This window comes from Massilia sp. NBRC 108631, from assembly GCF_059704565.1.
This window is the reverse complement of the sequence record NZ_BAAKJE010000133.1, coordinates 63095-86401: the sequence shown is the minus strand read 5'-3', so window position 1 is coordinate 86401 and position 23307 is coordinate 63095. Positions and strand designations below refer to the sequence as shown.

Genomic DNA, 23307 nt, shown 5'->3' with positions numbered 1-23307 from the left:
CAGGGTTAATTATTTTTGAAATGTTTCAAAAATAATTAACCCTGACCCCATTTTGCTGTGCGGGAATATGAAATGAAAAAAAGCCGGGCGGACCCGGCTTTGGTAGCTTGCGAGGCTGACTTAGCCGATGAACTTGCGGGCGTTGCGGAACATGCGCATCCATGGGGAGTCTTCGCCCCACGATTCGGGGTGCCACGATTGCTGCACGCTGCGGAATACGCGTTCAGCGTGCGGCATCATCACCGTGAAGCGGCCGTCGGCCGTGGTCACCGACGTCAGGCCTTGCGGCGAGCCGTTCGGATTGTACGGGTAGGCTTCGGTGGCGGCGCCCTTGTTGTCGATGAAGCGCAGGGCTGCGATCGCTTCGCCAATGTTGCCGGTCTGCGTGAAGTCGGCGTAGCCTTCGCCGTGGGCGATGGCAATGGCGGTCTGGGTGCCGGCCATGCCCTGGAAGAAGATCGACGGCGAGTCCAGCACTTCCACCATCGAGAAGCGTGCTTCGAATTTTTCCGATTTGTTGGTGGTGAACTTGGGCCACGCGTGCGCGCCCGGGATGATGGACTTGAGGTTGCTCATCATCTGGCAACCGTTGCACACGCCCAGGCCGAAGGTGTCGCTGCGGCCGAAGAAGCGCGCGAACTGCTCCGCCATCGCCGGGTTGAACAGGATGGACTTGGCCCAGCCTTCGCCCGCGCCCAGCACGTCGCCGTAGGAGAAGCCGCCCACGGCAATGATGCCCTGGAAGTCGTCCAGCCTGACGCGGCCGGCAATCAGGTCGCTCATGTGCACGTCGACAGCGGCAAAGCCGGCCTGGTGCATGACCCACGCGGTTTCAATGTGCGAATTGACACCCTGCTCGCGCAGGATGGCAACGCGCGGACGCGCGCCAGTGGCCAGGAACGGCGCGGCCACGTTGTCCGACGGGTCGAACGTCAGCTTCGGCGAGATGCCGGGATCGGCCAGGTCCAGCAGGCGGTCGTATTCGGCGTCGGCCGTGGCCGGGTTTTCGCGCATGCGCGATACACGCCAGCTGGTTTCGCTCCACAGGCGGTGCAGCTCGAAGCGCTGCTGGCTGTAGATGGTCTTGGCGTCACGCGTGAATTCGATCACGCCACGGTCGTTCGGCTTGCCGATGATGTGGCTGCACGCGCCCAGGTTGAACGAGCGCAGCACGTCCATGACCAGCGATTTCTCGTCGGCGCGCACTTGCACCACCGCGCCCAGTTCTTCGCTGAACAGCGCCTTGAGCGTCTGCTCGTTGCGGCGTTCGCCGATCTGCGCGGCCCAGTTCTTGGCGTCGCCCTGGTCGGCGCCGTGGCCGGCGTCCAGCGTCAGGATGTCGAGGTTGATCGACAGGCCGGCGCGGCCGGCGAAGGCCATCTCGGCCAGCGTGCCGTACAGGCCCCCGTCCGAACGGTCGTGGTAGGCCAGCAGCTTGCCGTCCTGGTTCAGTTGCTGGATGGCCGTGAAGAAGGCTTTCAGGTCTTCGGCGCTGTCGACGTCCGGCGCTTCGTTGCCCAGCTGGCCCATCACCTGCGCCAGCGCGGAGGCGCCCATGCGGTTCTTGCCGCGGCCCAGGTCGATCAGGATCATGACGGTGTCGCCCGCGTCCGTGCGGATCTGCGGGGTCAGCGATTTGCGCACGTCGTACACCGGCGCGAAGCCGGACACGATCAGCGATACCGGCGACATCACGGCCTTGCTCTGGTCTTCGTCCTTCCAGGTGGTGCGCATGGACAGCGAGTCCTTGCCCACCGGGATCGAGATGCCCAGCGCCGGGCACAGTTCCATGCCGACCGCCTGCACGGTGTCGTACAGCGCGGCGTCCTGGCCCGGCTGGCCGCAGGCGGCCATCCAGTTGGCGGACAGTTTGATGTCTTCGATCGAGCGGATCGGCGCGGCAGCCAGGTTGGTCACCGTTTCGCCAACGGCCATGCGGCCCGAGGCCGGCGCGTTGATCACGGCCAGCGGGGTGCGCTCGCCCATCGCCATCGCTTCGCCCAGGTAGCCTTCATAGCTCATGGCGGTGACGGCGCAGTCGGCCACCGGCACCTGCCACGGGCCGACCATCTGGTCGCGCACGGACATGCCGCCCACGGTGCGGTCGCCGATGGTGATCAGGAAGGATTTGTCGCCCACGGTCGGCAGCAGCAGCACGCGCCTGGCGGCTTCTTCCAGCGAGATGCCGGTCAGGTCGATGGCCGGGTAGTCGTTCTGCACGTGGTGCACATCGCGCTGCATCTTGGGCGGTTTGCCCAGCAGGACGTCCATCGGCATGTCGACCGGGCTGTTGCCCATTTCGCCGTCGATCAGCTTGAGCTGGCGTTCTTCGGTGGCGGTACCGACCACGGCGAACGGGCAGCGCTCGCGGTCGCACATGGCCTTGAAGGCAGGCAGGTCGTTCGGCGCGATGGCCAGCACGTAGCGTTCCTGCGATTCGTTGGACCAGATTTCCTTCGGCGCCATGCCCGATTCTTCCAGCGGGATCTTGCGCAGGTCGAACAGCGCGCCGCGCTTGGCGTCATTGGTGATTTCCGGGAAGGCGTTCGACAGGCCGCCGGCGCCCACGTCGTGGATGGAGATGATGGGGTTGTTCGGCCCCAGCTGCCAGCAGCCGTTGATCACTTCCTGGGCGCGGCGTTCCATTTCCGGGTTGCCGCGCTGGACCGAGTCGAAGTCCAGGTCGGCAGTGTTGGTGCCGGTGGCCATCGAGGAAGCGGCCGAGCCGCCCATGCCGATGCGCATGCCCGGACCGCCCAGCTGGATCAGCAGGCTGCCGACCGGGATGTCGTTCTTGTGCGTGTGCTGGCCGGAGATGTTGCCGATGCCGCCGGCAATCATGATGGGCTTGTGGTAGCCGTACACGGTGTCCGGCGTGCCGGCGGTCTGCGTGCCGACGTTCTGCTCGTAGGTGCGGAAGTAGCCGCCCAGCACAGGACGGCCAAATTCGTTGGAGAACGCGGCACCGCCCAGCGGGCCGTCGATCATGATCTGCAGCGGCGAGGCGATGCGGTCGGGCTTGCCGTAGGCTTTCGACGCGTTTGCGTCACTGCTGCGCTGGGCGTACGGCGCGGTCACCGAAGCGGCGTTTTCCCAGGCCTGCACGGCGCCCGGGATCATCAGGTTCGATACGGTGAAGCCGCACAGGCCGGCTTTCGGCTTGGCGCCGCGGCCGGTCGCGCCTTCGTCGCGGATCTCGCCGCCGGCGCCGGTGGAGGCGCCCGGGAACGGGGAAATCGCGGTCGGGTGGTTGTGCGTCTCCACCTTCATCAAGGTGTGCGTCAGCTCGGTGGTGGCGGCGTATTCATTGCCGGCGCCCTGCGGGAAGAAGCGCGATACGACGGCGCCTTCCATGATCGACGAGTTGTCGCTGTAGGCCACGATGGTGCCTTTCGGCTGCTTCTCGTGGGTGTTCTTGATCATCTTGAACAGCGACTTGTCCTTCGTTTCGCCGTCGATGGTCCAGTCGGCGTTGAAGATCTTGTGGCGGCAGTGTTCGCTGTTCGCTTGCGCGAACATCATCAGTTCCACGTCGGTCGGGTTGCGCTGGGCCTTGGTAAAGGCGTCGTGCAGGTAGTCCACTTCATCTTCCGACATGGCCAGGCCGAGATCGGTATTGGCTTTTTCCAGCGCCTGCTTGCCGGCGCCCAGCACGTCGATCGCTTCCAGCGGCCTGGCTTCCAGCGTGCGGAACAGGCCGGCGGCCTCGTCGGCGTGGCGCAGCACGGAATCGGTCATGCGGTCGTGCAGCAGCGCCGCCACGGCCTCGGCCTGCTCGGCCGACATCTTGCCGGCGCCGATGCTGCTGCCCAGGAAACCGGCTTTCAGGTGGATGCGGTAGGCCACGCCGCGCTCGACGCGCTTGATATGGGCCATGCCGCAGTTGTGCACGATGTCGGTGGCCTTGGATGCCCATGGCGAAATGGTGCCGAAACGCGGGATCACGACAAATTCTTCGACCGCGCCGCCGTCGGCCAGTTCGGCCTGGGCGGGCTCGCCATAGGTCAGCAGCCCTTGCAGGCGGCTGGTGTCGTCGCTGGACAGCGGCGTGGCGGCGTCGATGAAGTGCAGATGGCGCGCCTGCACGGCCGTAATGGCGGGCAGCACGGCTTGCAGTTGAGTGAGGAGGCGTTGGCTACGGAATGCAGACAGGGCGTTAGAACCCGGCAAAATCAACATGGTTGGGAGGTGGTTGAGCAGCGTGGCTGCGGATTAAAGAAGAAATCTGTGCGGCTAAAATCCTTTGCCCGGCATTATACCCTGTTAGCACCTCCCCGGGCAGGGTCCGCTATACAGCTTTGTCAGGCGCAGACCGGGGGGCTCGTGCCCTGCAAGCAACATTTTTGCTGTATAAGTGCTGCGGCGCACCCCAATGCGGCTATCCTTGGAGTATGCTGGAAAAAAAGTACGCCCGGCCTGAGAGAAAGAAGATGCCAGACTATAGCAACCTGTCGGTCCTGATCGTCGACCCCAACCAGGGTATGCGCGCCAGTGTCCACAATATGCTGACCCAGGTGAACATCACCAAGGTGGAACACGCCGTCAGCGCCGGCACGGCCATCCGGGCACTGAACAAGCGCGATTTCGATGTCATCCTGTGCGAATACGACCTGGGCAGCGCCGGCGGCAGCGACGCCGGCCAGGACGGCCAGCAGCTGCTGGAGGACCTGCGCCTGCACCGCGTGATCAGCCAATGGGCCATCTTCATCATGCTTACCTCGGAGGGCGTGTACAGCAAGGTGGTGAGCGCGGCCGAGCTGCTGCCTACCGACTATATATTGAAGCCGTTCACCGTGGATGTGCTGTCGCAGCGCATTGGCCGCGCCCTTGAGCGGCGCGCCACCTTCCTGCCTGTCTACCAGATGATCAGCTCGGGCAAGGCGCGCGAAGCCATCGCCGCCTGCCTCGGCAACGAGGCCGCCCTGCCCCGCTACGCCACCGACTACGCGCGCCTGCGCGCCGAGCTGCTGGTCAGCCTGGACCGCCTGCCGGAGGCCGAACAGGCCTATACCGCCATCGTCGCCGGCAAGCCGCTGGGCTGGGCGCAACTGGGCCGCGCGCGCTGCGCCTTCGCGCTGAAGCGCTATCCGGACGCCCAGGCGCAGCTGGAAACCCTGGTGGCCGACAACCCCAAGCTGATGGCGGCCTACGACCTGCTGGCCCAGGTGCTGCGCGCCCAGCGCAAGGACCAGGAGGCGCAGAAAGTGCTGGAAGACGCGGTCGCCATTTCCCCGCACATGGTGTCCCGCTTGCGCAGCCTGGGCGACGTGGCGTACGCCACCGGCGACGTCGATGCGGCCGAGAAGGCGTTCAAGCAGGTGGTGGCCAAGGCCAAGTACTCGGAGTTCCGCGACCCGGCCGACCATGTGAACCTGGTGCGCACCCTGGTCAGGAAAGGCGACGCCAGCGGCGCCTCGGCCGTGATCCGCGACATGGAACGTTCGCTGCGCAGCGGCCCGGACGTGGAAGTATGCCGTGCCTATTCGTCGTCCATGCTGCAGGAATTGAACGGCAAGCCGGACGCGGCGGCGGCCGAACTGGCCAAGGCCATGGCGCTGCTGTCCGAAGCCACCGGCATGTCCAGCAACATCAAGCTGGGCCTGGCGCACAGCTGCCTGGTGAACCGCATGGACGAGCAAGCGGCGCTGCTGTTCTCCGAATTGACCAAGGACCCGGACAGCGGCGTGAGCGCCGAGGACGTGGTGGGCCTGTGCGCCCAGGCCGGGCGCGAGGACGTGGCGCGCAGCTACGACCAGCAGCTGGACCTGGAAGTGGACGCCATGGTGCGCCAGGCTGCCGAGAAAAGCCGCAACGCCGACCTGCCGGGTGCGGTCGACGTGCTGCAGCAGGCCTTGCGCAAGCGCCCCGAACACAAAGGTTTGTGGACCGTGGCTGCGACCGCCATGCTGCGCCGGATTATGGATCTGGGATGGGACGCCACCCTGGCCGTGCAATGCACCGGGCTGCTGCGCCGCATCCGCGACGACAATCCGGCCCACCCGCTGCTGCCCGGCCTGATCGCGCAGTACTCCGCCATCCGCCAGAAATACGCGCCTGCCGTGGCGGCCTCCGCCGCCGCGGACACCGCCGCCACGCCGACGCAGCATCCGGCTGCCGCCCCTGCCACCGTGGAGTCCCGCTGATGCAAGATTACGCCGAACTCTCCGTCCTGCTGGTGGACCCGAATCCCGGCATGCGCGCCAACCTGCGCAACATGCTGAACCAGTCCGGCATCACCCGCATCGACGATGCCGTCAGTTCCGGCACCGCCATCCGCCAGTTGGGCAAGCGGATGTACGACCTGGTGCTGTGCGAGTACGACCTGGGCAGCGGCAGCGGCGACAACGGCCAGGACGGCCAGCAGCTGCTGGAGGACCTGCGGCACCACAAGCTGATCGGCCCGTGGACCATATTCATCATGCTCACTTCGGAAGGCGTGTACGGCAAAGTGGTCAGCGCCGCCGAGCTGCTGCCGTCGGACTACATCCTGAAGCCGTTTACGGTGGAAGTGCTGCTGCAGCGCATCGCCAAGGCGGTGGGCCGGCGCACCGCCTTCCTGCCCATCTACGAGAAAATCACGCAGGGCGACGTGCGCGGCGCCATCGCCGCGTCCACCGCGGCCGAAGCCAACCATCCGCGCCACGCCACCGACTTTGCCCGCCTGCGCGCCGAGCTGTTCTTCGGCGAGGGCCAGCTGGCCGAGGCGGAACTGGCCTACCACACCATCCTGGCTGGACGCCCGATAGGCTGGGCGCACCTCGGCCTGGCGCGTTGCCAGTTTGCCGCCCAGCGCTACGACGACGCCCTGCTCACGCTCGACAAGCTGCTGTCGCAGAACCCCAAGTACATGGCCGCCTATGACTTGCTGGCGCGCACCCACGAGGCGCTGGGCCAGGCGGTGCAGGCCAAGAAGGTGCTGGAGGATGCGGTGGCGATCTCGCCGCACATGGTGAGCCGTTTGCGCCACCTGGGCACGGTGGCCTATGAGACCGGCGACATCGGCATGGCCGAGAAAGCCTTCAAGCAAGTGGTGGCGAAAGCCAAGTACTCCGAATTCCGCAACCCGGAAGACCATGTCAACCTGGTCAAGGCCCTGGTCAAGAAAGGTGACGCCAACCAGGCCAGCGGCGTAATCCGCGACCTGGAGCGCTCGCTGCGCGGCAACGCCAACACCGAAGTGTGCCGCGCCATCTCCGCCGCCCTGCTGCTGGACCTGACCGGCAACGATACCGCCGCGGCCAGCGAACTGAGCAATGCTGTGGCCGCCGTCGCGCTGGCCAAGGGCTTGTCCAGTCCGCTCAAACTCAACCTGGTGCAAAGCTGCCTCAAGCACAAACTGGACAAGGATGCCGCCGGCGTCGTCATCGACATGATGAACGACAGCGACAGCGGCCTGTCGATGGAGCAAGCGGTGGGCGTGTTCGAGCAGGCCGGCCGGCACGACCTGGCGCGCGGCATCGGCGAACAGATCACGCACCAGGTGGAAGAGCTGCTGGAAAGCGCCGCCGGCCACCTGGAACAGGGCGACCACCGCGCGGCGGTCAGCTCGCTCAACATGGCATTGCGCAAGAGCCCGGGCAACCTGCCGGTGCTGTACGCCACCACCAGCGCCATGCTGCGCCAGCTCGACGAGCTGGGCTGGGAAGCGCCGCTGGCCGAACAGGCAAGCCACCTGCTGCAGCGCCTGGGCCGCATCGACAGCGGCAACCCGGACTACGACATGCTGATGCAGCAATACAGCGCCACCCAGCGCAAGTACGGCATTTCCACCACGGCTTAGGCTCAGGCCTTGCCGTAGCCGCCCCCGCCCGGCGTTTCGATGATGAACACGTCGCCCGGGGCCATATCGGTCTTGCCGATATGGCCCAGCTGCTCGATGCTGCCGTCCGCGCGCTGCACCAGGTTGCGCCCGACCTGGGCCGGCTGCCCGCCGGCCATGCCGAACGGCGCGTGCAGGCGGTTGTTGGACAGGATGGCGGCCGTCATGGCCTCCAGGAAACGCACCTTGCGCACGCCGCCATTCCCACCGCGCCAGCGCCCCGCGCCGCCCGAACCCTGGCGGATCTCGTAGCTCTCCAGCCGCACCGGGAAGCGGAACTCCAGGATCTCCGGGTCCGTCAGGCGCGAGTTGGTCATATTGGTCTGCACCACCGAGGTGCCGTCGAAGCCCTCGCCCGCGCCCGAACCGCCGCTGATGGTCTCATAGTACTGGTAGCGCGCGTTCCCGAACGTGAAGTTGTTCATGGTGCCCTGCGACGCGGCCAGCACCCCCAGCGCGCCGTACAGCGCATTGGTGATGCAGGTCGACGTCTCCACATTGCCCGAGACCACCGACGCCGGATAGTGCGGATTGAGCATGGAACCCGGCGGTATCAGCACGCGCAGCGGCTTGAGGCAGCCCGCGTTGAGCGGAATCTCGTCGTCCACCAGCGTACGGAACACGTGCAGCACCGCCGCCATGCACACGGCAGACGGCGCGTTGAAGTTGTTCTCCAGCTGCGCCGAGGTGCCGCTGAAATCGATCTCGGCGCTGCGCCCGGCCCGGTCCACCCGCACCGCCACCTGGATCTGCGCGCCGTTGTCCAGCTTGAGCGTGTAGCTGCCGTCGTGCAGCGCGCCGATCACGCGGCGCACGGCCTCTTCGGCGTTGTCCTGCACGTGGCCCATGTAGGCGCGCACCACGTCCAGCCCGAAGTGCGCCACCATCTTGCGCAGTTCCTCCACGCCTTTCTGGTTGGCCGCCACCTGGGCCCGCAGGTCGGCCATGTTCTGGTCCGGATTGCGCGCCGGGTACTTTGCGCCGGCCAGCAGCGCGCGGGTTTCAGCGTCCCGCAGCTGGCCGCCCGAGGCACCGTCCACCAGCTTGAAGTTGTTGATCAATACACCCTCTTCCTCGATGCTGCGCGAGTCCGGCGGCATCGAGCCGGGCGTGGTGCCGCCGATATCGGCGTGGTGGCCGCGCGAGCCGACATAGAACAGGATCTCCTTGCCCGCCTCGTCGAACACGGGGGAAATCACCGTCACGTCAGGCAAATGCGTGCCGCCGTTGTACGGGTCGTTCAGCATGTAGACGTCGCCCGCATGCATCTGCCCGGCGTTCTCGCGCATCACGGTCTTGATGCTCTCGCCCATGGAGCCCAGGTGCACCGGCATGTGCGGCGCGTTGGCGATCAGGTTGCCGTCGGCGTCGAAGATGGCGCAGCTGAAGTCCAGGCGCTCCTTGATATTGACCGAGTAGGCCGTGTTCTGCAGCCGCAGGCCCATTTGCTCGGCAATCGACATGAACAGGTTGTTGAAGATCTCCAGCATCACCGGCTCGGCGGTGGTGCCGATGGCGCGCCGCTCGGGCAGCGCCTCGACCCGCGTGAGCACCAGGTGGTCGTGCGGGGTGACGACCGCTTGCCAGCCCGGCTCCACCACCGTGGTGGCATTGGCTTCGGCGATGATGGCAGGGCCATTGATGACGTCGCCGATGCGCGTGTCTTGCCGCTGGTAGAGCGGCGTGTCGCGCCAGGCGCCGGCCGCGTACATCGGCACCACGGCCGACGCTTGCAGCCCGCCTGCGCGCGGCGCCTGCTGCGGCGCCGCCTCCGCCGGCGCATCCGAGGCGCCGACCGCTTCCACCGACACCGCCTCCACGATCAGCGCCTTGTGCTGCATCAGGAAGGAGAAGCGTTTTTTGTAGGCCGCTTCGAACTGCGCCGTCATGCTGTCCACGCTGTCGAACAGCACGATCAGCGCGGAATCCGTGCCTTCGTAGCGCAGGTGCACGCGGCGTATCAGCGAAATGCGGCCGGCTGCCACGCCTTGCCGCAGCAGCTCGGCGCGCGCTTCCTCGCCCAGCGCGGCCAGCCGGTCCGAAAGATCCTGCTCGCCGCCCTCGGCCAGCCGCACCTCGACAGCCGCCTCGCGCATCGCGGCCTGGTCGGCCAGGCCCATGCCGTAGGCCGACAGCACGCCCGCCAGGGAATGGATGAATACCGTTTTCATGCCCAGCGCATCGGCCACCAAACAGGCATGCTGCCCGCCGGCGCCGCCGAAGCTGGTCAGCGTGTAGTCGGTGACGTCATGGCCGCGCTGCACGGAAATCTGCTTGATCGCGTTGGCCATATTGCCCACCGCGATTTCGATAAAGCCGGCTGCCACCTGCTCCGGCGTGGCCGGCACCGGCGGGGCAGCCGCGTTGGCTGCCGCGGCCGCATTGATCTCGCCGGCCAGCGCGGCGAAGCGCTCGCGTACCGCGCCGGCATCCAGCGGCTGCCGGCCATCCGCGCCGAACAGCCTGGGGAAATGGCCGGGCTGGATCTTGCCCAGCATGACGTTGCAGTCCGTGACCGCCAGCGGCCCGCCGCGCCGGTAGCTGGCCGGGCCCGGGTTGGCGCCGGCGCTGTCCGGTCCCACGCGGAAGCGGCTGCCGTCGAAATGCAGCACCGAGCCGCCGCCCGCCGCCACGGTGTGGATACTCATCATCGGCGCGCGCATGCGCACGCCGGCCACCTGGGTCTCGAACACGCGCTCGAAATCGCCCGAAAAGTGCGACACGTCGGTCGAGGTGCCGCCCATGTCGAAGCCGATGATGCGCTCGAAGCCGGCCAGCCGGCTGGCCCGCACCATGCCCACAATGCCGCCCGCCGGTCCGCTCAGGATGCTGTCCTTGCCCTGGAAGGCACGCGCATCCGTCAAGCCGCCGTTGGACTGCATGAACTGCAAGTTCACGCCGGGCAGCTCGGCCGCCACCTGGTCCACATAGCGCCGCAGGATGGGCGACAGATAGGCGTCCACCACCGTGGTGTCGCCGCGCGCCACCAGCTTCATCATCGGACTGACCAGGTGCGACACCGATACCTGCGTATAGCCGATTTCGCGCGCAATGACCGCCACCGCAGCCTCGTGCGCGCTGTGGCGGTAACCGTGCATGAAGACTATGGCCAGCGAGCGCAGCCCCTTGTCGTAGGCCGCCTGCAGCCCGGCGCGCGCCGCGTCCGCGTCCAGCGCCTGCACCACCTCGCCGTGCGCGCCCATGCGCTCGTCGATTTCCACCACTTGGCTGTACAGCAGCTCGGGCAGCACGATGTGGCGGTCGAACAGGCGCGGGCGATTCTGGTAGGCGATGCGCAGCGCATCGCGGAAGCCGCGCGTGATGGCCAGCGCGGTTGGCTCGCCCTTGCGCTCCAGCAGCGCGTTGGTGGCCACCGTGGTGCCCATCTTGACCGCCTCGATGCGCGCCGCCGGCACCGGTTCGCCCGCAGCCACGCCCAGCAGGTGGCGGATGCCGGCGATCGCCGCGTCGCGGTACTGCTCAGGATTCTCGGACAGCAGCTTGTGCGTGCGCAGGCCGCCATCCGGCATGCGCGCCACGATATCGGTGAACGTACCGCCACGATCGATCCAGAACTGCCAGTCCATATGCTCTACCTCCAGCTATGCGAGAAGCGCTTATTGTAGTGTGCATGGCAAGGCTTGGGTGTTCGATATGGACGCAATGCGGTGGCAGTTCAGCAATGCACGCTGGATGCTAGAATGACATCATCTCCACTGCCATGGCCAGCCATGAATCCCCTCTACACTGTCGCCGAGATCCGCCTGATTGAGCACACCGCCGCGCAGCGCCTGCCGGCGGGCGCACTGATGCAACGGGCCGGCCAGGCCGGGGCCAACGCCGCGCTGGACCTGCTGCCATTTTCCACCAGCCGCGCGCGCGTGCTGGTGCTGGCCGGACCCGGCAACAATGGCGGCGACGCGCTCGAAACGGCGGCCCACCTGGCTTACGCCGGCGCCCAGGTCAGCATCCTGCATTTCGACGGCGCCGCATCGGCTATGCCGGCCGCCACTTCGCCTGAGCGCGAACACGCGCTGCAACGCGCGCGCACCAGTGCCGCCGTATTCGAGGAGCTGGGCCTGGAGGCGATCGCCAGCATAGAGTGGAACCTGGTGGTCGACGGCCTGTTCGGCATAGGCCTGAAGCGCCCGCTGGAAGGGCATCTGCGCGCGCTGGTGGCCGCCGTCAACGGCCTGTCCTGCTCGCGCCTGGCGCTGGACGTGCCGAGCGGCCTGGATGCCGACACCGGTGCCATCGTCGGCCCCAACGGGGTAGCGCTGCGCGCCACGCACACCGTCACCTTCATAGGCGACAAGCCCGGCCTGCACACCTGCGAAGGCCGCGACCATGCCGGCCTGGTGCAGGTTTCGCGCCTGGACCTGGACGCCTCGCTGTTCCAGCCTTCGCGCCAGCACCTGAACGACGTCAAGTTCTTCGTGCGCCACGCGCGTGCCCGGCGCCACAACACGCACAAGGGCAGCTACGGCAACGTGGCGGTGCTGGGCGGCGCGCACGGCATGGCCGGCGCGCCCATCCTGGCCGCGCGCGCCGCGCTGCTCACCGGCGCCGGCCGCGTCTACGCCTGCTTCGCCGACCACGCGCCCGCCTACGACAGCGCCCACCCCGAACTGATGTGCCGCCAGGCCGGCGACTTCGACTTCGACAGCGCCGTGGTGGTGGCCGGCCCCGGCCTCGGCACGGCGCGCGCCGCGCACGGCCTGCTGGCGCGCGCCATCGCCAGCGCCAGTCCCGCCGTGCTGGACGCGGACGCGCTCAACCTGCTGGCGGCCGACCCGGCCCTGCAGAACGCGCTGGCCGAGCGCGCGGGCGCCACGCTGCTCACGCCGCACCCGCTGGAGGCGGCGCGCCTGCTGGGCATTTCAGTTTCAGAAGTTCAGGCCGACCGTCCCTCGGCCGCGCGCCAGCTGGCTGCGCGCATGCAGGCGGTGGTGGTGCTGAAGGGCTCCGGCACGGTGCTGGCCGAGCCGCAGGGCCAGACGGTCATCAACACCACCGGCAATCCCGCGCTGGCCACGGCGGGCACCGGCGACGTGCTGGCGGGCCTGTGCGGCAGCCTGCTGGCGCAAGGGTGGCCGGTATGGGAAGCGGCGCTGGCGGCGGTGTGGCTGCACGGCATGGCGGCGGACGTGCTGGTCACCGAGGGCGCCGGGCCGATCGGCCTGAGCGCCGGCGAACTGATACCGGCCATCCGCACGGCGCTGAACCGCATGGTCCAGCACCACGGGCGCTGATGGCGCTGAGCTAGACGATGCGCCCGGCGGCGATGGTGATGACGCGCCCGCAGCGGGCGGCGATGGACGGGTCGTGCGTCACCAGCACCAGGGTGGAGCCGTGCTCGCGGTTCAGTTCGAACATCAGCTGGATCACCGCTTCGCCTGTGGCCGCGTCCAGCGAACCGGTCGGCTCGTCGGCAAACAGCAGCGGCGGCTCGCCGACAAACGCGCGCGCCAGCGCCACGCGCTGCTGTTCGCCGCCGGACAAATACTTGGGATAATGCTTCAGGCGGCTGGACAGTCCCACCCGGCCCAGCATGGCCTCGGCCTTGGCGCGGGCGCTGGCGTCGCCGGCCAGCTCCAGCGGCAGCATCACGTTCTCCAGCGCCGTCAGGTGCGCCAGCAGCTGGAAGGACTGGAACACAAAACCCAGCTTGGCCTTGCGCACGGCGGCGCGGCCATCCTCGTCCAGCGCGTAGATATTGCTGCCGTCCAGGTGCACGCTGCCGGTGCTGGGCGAGTCCAGCCCGGCCAGCAGGCCCAGCAAGGTGGACTTGCCGGAGCCCGACGCACCAACGATGGCAAGCGTCTCGGCCTTTTGCACGGTAAAATCCACGCTGTGCAGGATGGTCAGCTCGCCGCTGGCATCGGCCACGCGTTTGCTCAGGCCCGCCACCACGATGGCCGCCTGGCCGGCCGCGCTGGCCGGCACAGTGCCGCTGTCCAGCATGGATGGCGAATCCGGAATGAAATTGCTGGACGCTTTAGGGAATTCAGGCATGGTCTTCTTGAAAAAATTACGTCAGGTTCTGTGGCTGCCGGTGGTGGCGCTGTGCTTGTTGAGCGCCGCCGCAAGCGCCTATTCTGCACCAAAAACCGTGCTGGTGCTGGGCGACAGCCTGTCAGCCGAGTACGGCCTGGCGCGCGGCGCAGGCTGGGTGTCGCTGCTCGAGCAGAAACTGCAGGCGCAGAAAATCGACGCGCGCATCGTCAACGCCAGCGTCAGCGGCGAGACCACCAGCGGCGGCCGCACCCGCCTGCCGGCGCTGCTGAGCAAGCACCAGCCGTCCATCGTGGTCATCGAACTGGGCGCCAACGACGGCCTGCGCGGCCTGCCGGTGGCCGCCGCCGAAGCCAATCTGCGCGCCATGGTCGCGCAGGCGCGTGGCGCCGGCGCCCAGGTGCTGCTGGTGGGGATGCGCATGCCGCCCAACTACGGCCGCGACTACGCCGACAAATTCTTCGCCATGTTCGGCGCGCTCAGCAAGGAAGTGAAAGCGCCGCTGGCGCCCTTCATGCTTGACGGCGTGGCCGACAAGACCGAACTGTTCCAGCCGGACCGCCTGCACCCGCTGGCAGCCGCGCATCCCATCATCCTCGGCAACATCTGGCCGCACCTGCAGCCTCTCCTGAAAGCAAAATGAAATATCCCGAAATCCTGCGCTTTGCCGACATCGCCGGCCGCCTCGGCGAATTCGATGCCATCATCGACGCGCGCAGCCCGTCCGAATACGCCCTCGACCACCTGCCCGGCGCCATCAACTGCCCGGTGCTCAACGACGAGGAGCGCATCCAGGTGGGCACCACCTACAAGCAAGTCAATTCCTTCGAGGCGCGCAAGATGGGCGCCGCCATGGTTGCCCGCAACATCAGCGCCCACATCGACGCGCTGTGGCTGGACAAGCCGCGCGACTGGCGGCCGCTGGTCTACTGCTGGCGCGGCGGCAACCGCAGCGGCTCGCTGGCCCACATCATGGCCAAGATCGGCTGGCCGGTGGTGCAGCTCGACGGCGGCTACAAGGACTTCCGCCAGTTCGTCAGCAGCGCGCTGGAGCACCCGCCGGCGCTGGACTTCCGCGTGGTGTGCGGCACCACCGGCAGCGCCAAGAGCCGGCTGTTGCAGGCGCTGGAATCGATCGGCGCGCAAGTGCTGGACCTGGAACAGCTGGCGGCGCACCGCGGCTCCGTTCTGGGCGGCCTGCCCAGCCAGCCGCAGCCGACGCAGAAAGCCTTCGAGACGGCCATCTGGCAGCGCCTGCAAGGCTTCGACCCGGCGCTGCCGGTCTTCGTCGAATCGGAAAGCAAGAAAGTCGGCGCGCTGCGCGTGCCGGGCGCACTGATGGAGCAGATCCGCGCCGCGCACTGCATCGCGCTGCAACTGTCGCGCCCGCACCGTGTGCAGCTGCTGATGGAAGACTACGCCCACTACACGCAGGACGCCGGCCCGCTCAACGAGCAGCTGGGCTACCTGGCCTCGCTGCACGGCAATGATAAGATCCGCAACTGGCAAGGCCTGGCCAGCGAAGGCCGCATGGCCGAGCTGGTGGACGCGCTGCTGGCCGAGCACTACGACCCTGCCTACACGCGCTCCATCGACCGCAACTTCCCCCGCATCGCCGACGCCGAAGTAGTGGCGCTGCCGGGCATCGCCCCCGCCGACCTGCTCGCCGCCGCCCGCCAGCTCCACCCCGCCTGAGCCGCCCCGCTACGGCTTGCCGTAAACCAAAATGGGGTCAGGGTTAATTATTTTTGCAATATTAACCCTGACCCCATTTTGCCGCGCGGATCAATTTTACGTCAGGAAATGAAAAATGCCGCCCGGGGGCGGCATTTGTGCTGGCGGTGTGTTACTTGGCTTCGTCGGTCTTGGCCGGCGCTGCCGTGGCCAGGATCTTGACCTTGGACTTCTGCTTGAGCGCTTCGACATAGGCCGCCATTTCCTGCTCGGCGACGATGCCGGTGATCTGCTCTTCCTCGGCCTTGCGGCGTGCCGCGTCCTGCGTGGCCGGCTGCTGCACTTTGCCGATGCGGTACACGCCGTAGCCTGCGCCCGGCACTTCCACGCCCACGTAGGCCGGCAGCTTGCTGGCGTCGGCCTTCATGACTTCAGCCAGCACTTGCGGGCTCAGGCCCTTGCCTTCGCTGCGCGACACCAGCTGCGCCGGGCCGAAGCCTTCCGCGCTGCCGGCTGCCTTGGCGGCGGCCATCTTGGCCTCGCCTTCCTTGCGCGCCAGCTTGACCGCTTCTTCGGCCGTCACGCGCTGGCGGATGGCGGCGTCGACTTCGGCCAGCGGGCGCTTGGCCGCTGGCTTGAATTCGACGATGCGGCCCGCCACCAGGGTGCTCGGCGCCACTTCAACCGCTTCCGTGTTGCGCTTGTTCTTCAGCGAATCGGCCGAGAACAGCGCGGTCAGGAACTTGGCGTGGTTGAACGGCGCGGCGCCCAGGGCCGGCGATGGATTGCGGGTCACATGCTCGGCCGTTTCCACTTTCAGCTTCAGCTTGTCGGCCACCGGTTTGAGGCTGTCGGACTGCTCGTACACGGTGTTGGTGAACGCTTCGGCCATTTCCGAGTACTGCTTGCCGGCCTTCTGCTTCTTCAGGTCGGCGGCGATGGTGTCTTTCACTTCGTCCAGCGGCTTGGTGGTCGATGGCTTCAGTGACGTGATGGTGACCACGTGGTAGCCGAACTCGGTCTCGATCGGACCGGCGATCTCGCCCTGCTTCATGCTGAAGGCCTTGTCTTCCAGCGCCTTCGGCAGCGAACCTTTTTCCAGTTCGTTCAGGTCGCCGCCCTGCTCTGCCGACGACGGATCCTGCGACTTGGCCTTGGCGATCCGGGCGAAGTCCGCCGGGTTCTTCTGCACCTCGGCCAGGATGGCTTCAGCCTTGGCCTTGGCCGCTGCCTTGTCGGCGGCGCTGGCGTCCTTGCCCACGGTGACCAGGATGTGGCTGGCGCGGCGCGACTCGGCGCTGGCAAAGCGGGCCTTGTTGGCTTCGTAGTAGGCGGCGACTTCGGCGTCGCTCACGCTGACCTGCTCGGCCACGGCGGCGGCGCTGAACACCACGTATTCGATCTTGGCCTGCTCGGGCACTTCAAACAGCTTGCTGTTCTTGTCGTAGAACGCTTTCACCATCTCGTCGCTGACTTTGACTTGCGGCAGGAATTGCGCGGCCGGGAACAGCTGCTCCTGCACTTCGCGCTCCTGGGCGCCGAAATCGGAAATCTGCTTGGCCACGGCGCGCGGCACGATGCCGGTGCCTTGCACGGCGCCGCCGAGCTGCTGCAGCGCCATGTCGCGGCGCAGCTGCGCTTCGTAGCCGGCCGGCGACAGGCCTTGGGCGCCCAGCAGCGCCTTGTAGCGCTCCATGTCGAAGCTGCCGTCATCCTTGCGCAGGCCCGGCGTGTCCAGGATCTGCTTCTGCAGCACGGCGTCGGCCACGGTCAGGTGGCTGCGGACCATCTCGGCGGCGACCGCGCGGTCGGCCACCAGGCGCTCCAGCACGTTCTGCTTGAACTCGGGGGTGTCGAACAGCTTCTGGTCGAACTGGGCGCCCATACGCTGGCGGAAGCTGTCGAGCTGGTTGCGCTGCGCGGCTTCCCATTCCTGCCGGGTGATGGACTGGTCGCCGACCTTGGCCACGACATTGGCCTCGTCGCCGGTATTGTTGTAGCCGGCCACGCCGACGAACACAAACGACGGCACGATCAGGATCGCCAGTAAAATCTGCATCAGCTTTTGATGCGTGCGTATAAATTCAAACATGGTCCGCCATTCTGAGGAGAGGAAATATTCCGTCGCGATTTTACAGCGCCGCGCCGCTCTATAGCAAGGCGCAGTTTTGAGAAAACGGCAAGCATGCCAAAAATGAAAAAGCCCCTGCAACTTCGCAGCTGCAGGGGCTTTCATGTTCTTGGCGGAGCGGACGGGACTCGAACCCGCGACCCCCGGCGTGACAGGCCGGTATTCTAACCAACTGAACTACCGCTCCTGGTCAGGATTTGTTTGCATTTGCTGGCGGAGCGGACGGGACTCGAACCCGCGACCCCCGGCGTGACAGGCCGGTATTCTAACCAACTGAACTACCGCTCCAGCAAAAACAGGTACAGCATCACTGTTAGTACAACTTCACGGCTAGACTGGTGGGCGCTGAGAGGCTCGAACTCCCGACCTAAGCCTTGTAAGGGCTCCGCTCTACCAACTGAGCTAAGCGCCCAATCAAACCGGCTCGGCAAGTTTCAAGCTAGCTTGGCAACTCACCGAAGTCCGTTAGTTTACAGCATCCTTCAAAGCTTTGCCAGCTTTAAATTTAGGAACTTTGGCTGCATCGATCACGATTTCTTCTTTCGTGCGCGGATTGCGGCCGGTACGGGCGGCGCGTTCGCTCACGGAGAAAGTGCCGAAGCCGACCAGGGTGACGCTGTCGTTCTTGGCCAGAGTGGTAGTTACGCCATCGATCACCGCATCCAGTGCGCGCGCAGCAGCCGCTTTCGAGATGTCAGCGGAAGTGGCAATATGGTCGATCAATTCAGTCTTGTTCACAAGCTTCCCCGTCACAAAGGTTTATATCGTTTATACCGTTTTTATACGGCAGAGAAAATCTCAGGCCGTATTAAACAAGCCGTTGCAACCTTGTGTCAAGGGAAACACAGTACAAAACTACAGTAAAAATTGAAACAGGCGCCATTTCGGCGCCTGTTTATGGTCAAACGGACAATTTATGCAAGCCGGGGCTTAGTGTTTGACCACTTCGCCCTGGCCGTCCACCTTGGCTGCCGCCGCGGCCACCGCCTCTACCGGAGGGGTTTCCACGATGGCCTCAGGCTGGCGCTCCAGTGCGATTTCCAGCACCTTGTCGATCCAGCGCACCGGCACGATTTCCAGCTTGTTCTTCACGTTGTCCGGAATTTCAGCCAGGTCCTTGACGTTCTGCTCGGGGATCAGCACCGTCTTGATGCCGCCGCGATGCGCCGCCAGCAGCTTCTCTTTCAGACCGCCGATCGGCAGCACTTCGCCGCGCAGCGTGATCTCGCCCGTCATCGCCACGTCGGCGCGCACCGGGATACCCGTAAACACGGAAACCAGGGCGGTCGTCATCGCGATACCGGCCGAAGGACCGTCCTTCGGCGTGGCGCCTTCCGGCACGTGGATGTGGATGTCGCTCTTCTCGAACACTTCGGGCTTGATGCCCAGCCGCGCCGAACGGCTGCGCACCACGGTGCGCGCCGCCTCGATCGATTCCTTCATCACGTCGCCCAGGGTGCCGGTGCGGATCACGTTGCCCTTGCCCGGCATGGTCACGGCTTCGATGGTCAGCAGATCGCCGCCCACCTCGGTCCATGCCAGACCGACCACCTGGCCAACCTGGTTCTCCTTCTCGGCCACGCCGAAGTCGTAGCGGCGCACGCCCAGGAACTTGTCCAGGTTTTTCGGCGTCACGGCGACCTTCTTCTCGGTCTTCTTCAGCAGCAGCATCTTGACCACCTTGCGGCAGATCTTCGACACTTCCCGTTCCAGCGAACGCACGCCGGCTTCGCGGGTGTAGTAGCGGATGATGTCGCGCAGCGCCGCTTCCGATACCGAGATCTCTTCTTCCTTCAGACCGTTGTTCTTGATCTGCTTGGGCAGCAGGTAGCGCTGCGAGATATTGGTCTTCTCGTCTTCCGTGTAACCCGACAGGCGGATCACTTCCATGCGGTCCAGCAGGGCCGGCGGAATGTTGTACGAGTTCGAGGTCGCCACGAACATCACATCGGACAGGTCGAAGTCCACTTCGATGTAGTGGTCCGAGAACGTGTGGTTCTGTTCAGGGTCCAGCACCTCCAGCAGGGCCGACGACGGATCGCCGCGGAAGTCCGCGCCCATCTTGTCGATCTCGTCCAGCAGGAACAGCGGATTGCGCACGCCGACCTTGGCCAGCGACTGCAGCACCTTGCCCGGCATGGAGCCGATGTAGGTACGGCGGTGGCCGCGGATCTCGGCTTCGTCGCGCACGCCGCCCAGCGCCATGCGCACGAACTTACGGTTCGTGGCGCGGGCGATCGACTGGCCCAGCGAGGTCTTGCCCACGCCCGGTGGCCCGACGAAGCACAGGATAGGCGCCTTCAGCTTGTCGACGCGCTGCTGCACCGCGAGGTACTCCAGGATGCGTTCCTTGACCTTGTCCAGGCCATAGTGGTCGCCTTCCAGCACTTTCTCGGCGTTCGCCAGGTCGTTGTTGACCTTGGATTTTTTCTTCCACGGCAGGCCGACCAGGGTGTCGATGTAGTTGCGCACCACGGTCGCTTCGGCCGACATCGGCGACATCAGCTTGAGCTTTTTCAGCTCGGCGTTGGCCTTGTCCAGCGCCTCTTTCGGCATCTTGGCGGCGGCCACTTTCTTTTCCAGCTCGTCCAGGTCGGCGCCGTCCTCGCCCTCGCCCAGCTCTTTCTGGATCGCCTTGACCTGCTCATTCAGGTAGTACTCGCGCTGCGACTTCTCCATCTGGCGCTTGACGCGGCCACGGATGCGCTTTTCCACCTGCAGGATGTCGAGCTCGCCTTCCAGCTGGCCGAGCAGGTGCTCCAGGCGCTTGGCGACGTTGAAGATCTCCAGGATGACTTGCTTCTGCTCGAGCTTGAGGGGCAGGTGCGCGGCCACGGTGTCGGCCAGGCGGCCGGCGTCGTCGATGCCGGACAGCGAAGCCAGGATCTCGGGCGGGATTTTCTTGTTCAGTTTGACGTACTGGTCGAACTGCTGGACGATGGCGCGGCGCATCGCTTCGATTTCCGAATCGTCGCCAATCTCGGAATCGAGCGGGGTCAGATCGGCCACGAAGTGCGTCGGCGCGTCGGTGATTTTGCGGATACGGGCGCGCTGGGCGCCCTCGACCAGCACCTTGACGGTGCCGTCCGGCAGTTTCAGCATCTGCAGGATGTTAGCCACGCAACCGATTTCATAGATGTCGGAGGCGGAAGGTTCGTCCTTGGCGGCAGCTTTCTGGGCAGCGAGCATGATGCTCTTGCCCTGCTCCATCGCGGCTTCCAGCGCCTTGATCGACTTGGGGCGACCTACAAACAGCGGTATCACCATATGCGGGAAAACTACAACGTCCCGCAGCGGCAATAACGGCAGTTGAGTTTGCTCAGTTAATTTGGAAGTTGTCATGGCGTACCTTATGTGAAAGCGTGTTGCAGATATTGGCGCAAAGATGCCAAATCACAAGACCCGGCAGATAATATTTCTTTCAAATAATGCTCGGAAATACTGCCGTGCTATAAAAATATGCAGAATTCAAATAAAAAAGCCACGCGCGACGCAGGCATCGCGTGTGGCTTTCCGAATGAAGCCTGCATTCTTTTATTGATTTAAATTGTACCGCCTTGCCCCATGGATGCAAAACGAATTTTGCGCATGTGTGCAGTCGTTATTTAATTTTCACCAGAAGCTTTTGGGCTTTCCTGATAAATCAGCAATGGCTTGGCGCCGCTGGTGATCGTATTTTCATCAATCACCACTTTGCTCACATTCTGCTCATTCGGCAGCTCGTACATCACGTCGAGCAGCGCATGTTCCAGGATGGAGCGCAGGCCGCGCGCGCCGGTCTTGCGGGCCAGCGCCTTCTTGGCGATGGCGTGCAAGGCGGCCGGGCGGATTTCCAGTTCCGAGCCTTCCATGTCCAGCAGCTTGGAATACTGCTTGACCAGCGCGTTCTTCGGCTCCACCAGGATCTGGATCAGCGCCTCTTCGGTCAGTTCGGCCAGCGTGGCCACCACCGGCAGACGGCCCACCAGTTCGGGGATCAGGCCGAACTTGATCAGGTCTTCCGGTTCCGCTTCCATCAGGATCTCGGAGGCAGCGCGCTGCTCCTTGCTCTTGACGGTGGCCGAGAAGCCGATGCCGCTCTTCTCCGAACGGTTGGAGATGATCTTGGCCAGGCCGTCGAAGGCGCCGCCGCAGATGAACATGATGTTGGTGGTGTCGATCTGCACGAAGTCCTGGTTCGGATGCTTGCGCCCGCCCTGCGGCGGCACCGAGGCCATGGTGCCTTCGATCAGTTTCAGCAGCGCCTGCTGCACGCCCTCGCCCGACACGTCGCGGGTGATGGACGGGTTGTCCGACTTGCGCGAGATCTTGTCGATCTCGTCGATGTAGACGATGCCGCGCTGGGCTTTTTCCACATCGTAGTTGCAGCTCTGCAGCAGCTTCTGGATGATGTTCTCGACGTCTTCGCCCACGTAGCCGGCCTCGGTCAAGGTGGTGGCGTCGGCGATCACGAATGGCACGTTGAGCATGCGGGCCAGGGTCTGGGCCAGCAGGGTCTTGCCGGAGCCGGTCGGGCCGACCAGCAGGATGTTGCTCTTGGCCAGCTCGATGTCATCCTTCTTGCCCAAGTGCTTCAGCCGCTTGTAGTGGTTGTACACGGCCACCGACAGGATGCGCTTGGCGGTCTGCTGGCCGATGACGTACTGGTCCAGCAGTTCCTTGATTTCGTGCGGGGTCGGCAGGTCCGACTTGGCGCCGGTGACCGACTCGATGCTCGACGTCTCGTCACGGATGATGTCGTTGCACAAGTCGATGCACTCGTCGCAGATGAAGACGGACGGACCGGCGATCAGCTTCTTGACCTCGTGCTGGCTCTTGCCGCAGAACGAGCAGTAGAGGAGTTTTTCGCCGCTGGAGGATTTTTTCTCGGACATGGGACTTGTTTAAGTAGTTGCAAGATTGGTGCTGCGTACACCTTGCAGGTTTTGCCCTGGGCAAAACGTGCGACAGCGTACATAGCACATGCTACCTGAAATAAAAAAGAAACGCCCGGAACGTTGTAGCGTCCGGGCGTCTTTTTTCAGTTCTCAGCGCTGAGGACGCATTAGCCGCGGCTGGTCAACACTTTGTCGATCAGGCCGTATTCTGTGGCCTCTTCGGCGGACAGGAAACGATCGCGGTCGGTATCCTTGGCGATCTGCTCCACCGTCTGGCCGGTGCGTTCGGCCATGATCGAGTTCAGGCGATGGCGCAGGTACAGGATTTCCTTGGCCTGGATTTCGATGTCCGACGCCATGCCCTGCGAGCCGCCCGAAGGCTGGTGAATCATGATGCGCGAGTTCGGCAGCGAGAAGCGCTTGCCCTTCGCGCCCGCCGCCAGCAGGAAAGCGCCCATCGACGCTGCCATGCCGGTGCACAGGGTGGAGACGTCCGGCTTGATAAACTGCATCGTGTCGAAAATCGCCAGGCCGGCCGAAACCGAACCACCAGGAGAGTTGATGTAGAGCGAGATATCCTTGTCCGGATTTTCGCTCTCCAGGAACAGTAGCTGGGCCACGATCAGATTGGCCATCTGGTCATTGACGGGGCCCACCATGAAGATCACACGCTCCTTCAACAGGCGCGAATAGATGTCATAGGAGCGCTCGCCACGGCCGCTTTGTTCAATCACCATCGGCACCAGGCCGAGCATTTCAGTGTCGAGTGCCGGATTACGGTTCATCATGCA

13 protein-coding genes and 3 tRNA genes are annotated in these 23307 nt (G+C 65.1%); 5 read left to right on the top strand and 11 right to left on the bottom strand.

All coding sequences use genetic code 11. From position 1 onward, the window contains the following. Positions 1–120 precede the first annotated feature (120 nt). Positions 121–4179 carry a phosphoribosylformylglycinamidine synthase gene (gene purL, locus AC6H42_RS15040; RefSeq protein ID WP_497548394.1) on the bottom strand — a complete coding sequence of 1353 codons (4059 nt, stop codon included), beginning with the start codon at positions 4177–4179 and terminating at the stop codon, positions 121–123. Positions 4180–4430: 251 nt separating this feature from the next. Here purL and AC6H42_RS15035 point away from each other — a divergent pair, with 251 nt between their 5' ends. Both AC6H42_RS15035 and AC6H42_RS15030 read left to right on the top strand, forming a co-directional pair. Continuing rightward, positions 4431–6143, top strand: a complete 1713-nt coding sequence (locus tag AC6H42_RS15035; RefSeq protein ID WP_082551959.1) for a response regulator — start codon at positions 4431–4433, stop codon at positions 6141–6143. After that, positions 6143–7780, top strand: coding sequence for a tetratricopeptide repeat protein (locus tag AC6H42_RS15030; RefSeq protein ID WP_497548393.1), 1638 nt, complete (start codon positions 6143–6145; stop codon positions 7778–7780). Before AC6H42_RS15035 ends, AC6H42_RS15030 begins: the two co-directional genes overlap by 1 nt. Positions 7781–7782: 2 nt before the next feature. Here AC6H42_RS15030 and AC6H42_RS15025 read toward each other — a convergent pair whose 3' ends face one another. Continuing rightward, the gene (locus tag AC6H42_RS15025; protein ID WP_497548392.1) at positions 7783–11406 is read right to left on the bottom strand and encodes a hydantoinase B/oxoprolinase family protein; all 3624 of its coding nucleotides are present in this window, start codon (positions 11404–11406) and stop codon (positions 7783–7785) included. 144 nt (positions 11407–11550) lie between these two features. On the opposite strand from AC6H42_RS15025, the gene AC6H42_RS15020 reads away from it, so the two are divergent. Further along, a complete protein-coding gene (locus tag AC6H42_RS15020; RefSeq protein WP_057156646.1) occupies positions 11551–13071 on the top strand; it encodes a bifunctional ADP-dependent NAD(P)H-hydrate dehydratase/NAD(P)H-hydrate epimerase in 1521 nt (506 codons plus the stop codon). A 10-nt stretch (positions 13072–13081) separates the two neighbouring features. Here the strand turns inward: AC6H42_RS15020 and AC6H42_RS15015 are convergent, their stop codons facing one another. Beyond that, positions 13082–13783 (bottom strand): ABC transporter ATP-binding protein, encoded by a 702-nt coding sequence (locus AC6H42_RS15015; RefSeq protein ID WP_057156647.1) that lies wholly within the window; start codon positions 13781–13783, stop codon positions 13082–13084. 49 nt (positions 13784–13832) lie between these two features. On the opposite strand from AC6H42_RS15015, the gene AC6H42_RS15010 reads away from it, so the two are divergent. Continuing rightward, positions 13833–14477, top strand: coding sequence for an arylesterase (locus AC6H42_RS15010; RefSeq protein ID WP_057156785.1), 645 nt, complete (start codon positions 13833–13835; stop codon positions 14475–14477). Next, on the top strand, positions 14474–15529 hold the full coding sequence (gene mnmH / locus AC6H42_RS15005; protein WP_497548391.1) for a tRNA 2-selenouridine(34) synthase MnmH: 1056 nt from the start codon (positions 14474–14476) through the stop codon (positions 15527–15529). Before AC6H42_RS15010 ends, mnmH begins: the two co-directional genes overlap by 4 nt. A gap of 151 nt (positions 15530–15680) precedes the next feature. On the opposite strand, the gene AC6H42_RS15000 is transcribed toward mnmH, so the two are convergent. From AC6H42_RS15000 to clpP, 8 genes are all read right to left on the bottom strand, one after another. Then, complete coding sequence (locus tag AC6H42_RS15000; RefSeq protein ID WP_082551960.1) at positions 15681–17600, bottom strand: SurA N-terminal domain-containing protein; 1920 nt, start codon at positions 17598–17600, stop codon at positions 15681–15683. A 149-nt stretch (positions 17601–17749) separates the two neighbouring features. Further along, positions 17750–17826, bottom strand: a tRNA-Asp gene (locus tag AC6H42_RS14995). A gap of 24 nt (positions 17827–17850) precedes the next feature. Then, a tRNA-Asp gene (locus tag AC6H42_RS14990) sits at positions 17851–17927 on the bottom strand. Between the two features lie 48 nt (positions 17928–17975). Beyond that, positions 17976–18051: transfer RNA gene (locus tag AC6H42_RS14985), tRNA-Val, on the bottom strand. A 53-nt stretch (positions 18052–18104) separates the two neighbouring features. Next, positions 18105–18392, bottom strand: coding sequence for an HU family DNA-binding protein (locus tag AC6H42_RS14980; protein WP_307188286.1), 288 nt, complete (start codon positions 18390–18392; stop codon positions 18105–18107). 177 nt (positions 18393–18569) lie between these two features. Continuing rightward, positions 18570–20981, bottom strand: a complete 2412-nt coding sequence (gene lon, locus AC6H42_RS14975; RefSeq protein WP_057156649.1) for an endopeptidase La — start codon at positions 20979–20981, stop codon at positions 18570–18572. Between the two features lie 263 nt (positions 20982–21244). Then, complete coding sequence (clpX, locus tag AC6H42_RS14970; RefSeq protein WP_057156650.1) at positions 21245–22513, bottom strand: ATP-dependent Clp protease ATP-binding subunit ClpX; 1269 nt, start codon at positions 22511–22513, stop codon at positions 21245–21247. Positions 22514–22683: 170 nt separating this feature from the next. Then, on the bottom strand, positions 22684–23301 hold the full coding sequence (gene clpP, locus AC6H42_RS14965; protein WP_057156787.1) for an ATP-dependent Clp endopeptidase proteolytic subunit ClpP: 618 nt from the start codon (positions 23299–23301) through the stop codon (positions 22684–22686). Positions 23302–23307 lie beyond the last annotated feature (6 nt).

Bases quoted from the DNA above. Each gene is read 5' to 3' on its own strand.
- clpX (WP_057156650.1), bottom strand. From the start codon at position 22,513: ATGTCCGAGAAAAAATCCTCCAGCGGCGAAAAACTCCTCTACTGCTCG.
- AC6H42_RS15015 (WP_057156647.1), bottom strand. From the start codon at position 13,783: ATGCTGGACAGCGGCACTGTGCCGGCCAGCGCGGCCGGCCAGGCGGCC.
- purL (WP_497548394.1), bottom strand. From the start codon at position 4,179: ATGTTGATTTTGCCGGGTTCTAACGCCCTGTCTGCATTCCGTAGCCAA.
- AC6H42_RS15025 (WP_497548392.1), bottom strand. From the start codon at position 11,406: ATGGACTGGCAGTTCTGGATCGATCGTGGCGGTACGTTCACCGATATC.
- lon (WP_057156649.1), bottom strand. From the start codon at position 20,981: ATGACAACTTCCAAATTAACTGAGCAAACTCAACTGCCGTTATTGCCG.
- AC6H42_RS15030 (WP_497548393.1), top strand. From the start codon at position 6,143: ATGCAAGATTACGCCGAACTCTCCGTCCTGCTGGTGGACCCGAATCCC.
- AC6H42_RS15000 (WP_082551960.1), bottom strand. From the start codon at position 17,600: ATGTTTGAATTTATACGCACGCATCAAAAGCTGATGCAGATTTTACTG.
- clpP (WP_057156787.1), bottom strand. From the start codon at position 23,301: ATGAACCGTAATCCGGCACTCGACACTGAAATGCTCGGCCTGGTGCCG.
- AC6H42_RS15010 (WP_057156785.1), top strand. From the start codon at position 13,833: ATGGTCTTCTTGAAAAAATTACGTCAGGTTCTGTGGCTGCCGGTGGTG.
- mnmH (WP_497548391.1), top strand. From the start codon at position 14,474: ATGAAATATCCCGAAATCCTGCGCTTTGCCGACATCGCCGGCCGCCTC.
- AC6H42_RS15020 (WP_057156646.1), top strand. From the start codon at position 11,551: ATGAATCCCCTCTACACTGTCGCCGAGATCCGCCTGATTGAGCACACC.
- AC6H42_RS15035 (WP_082551959.1), top strand. From the start codon at position 4,431: ATGCCAGACTATAGCAACCTGTCGGTCCTGATCGTCGACCCCAACCAG.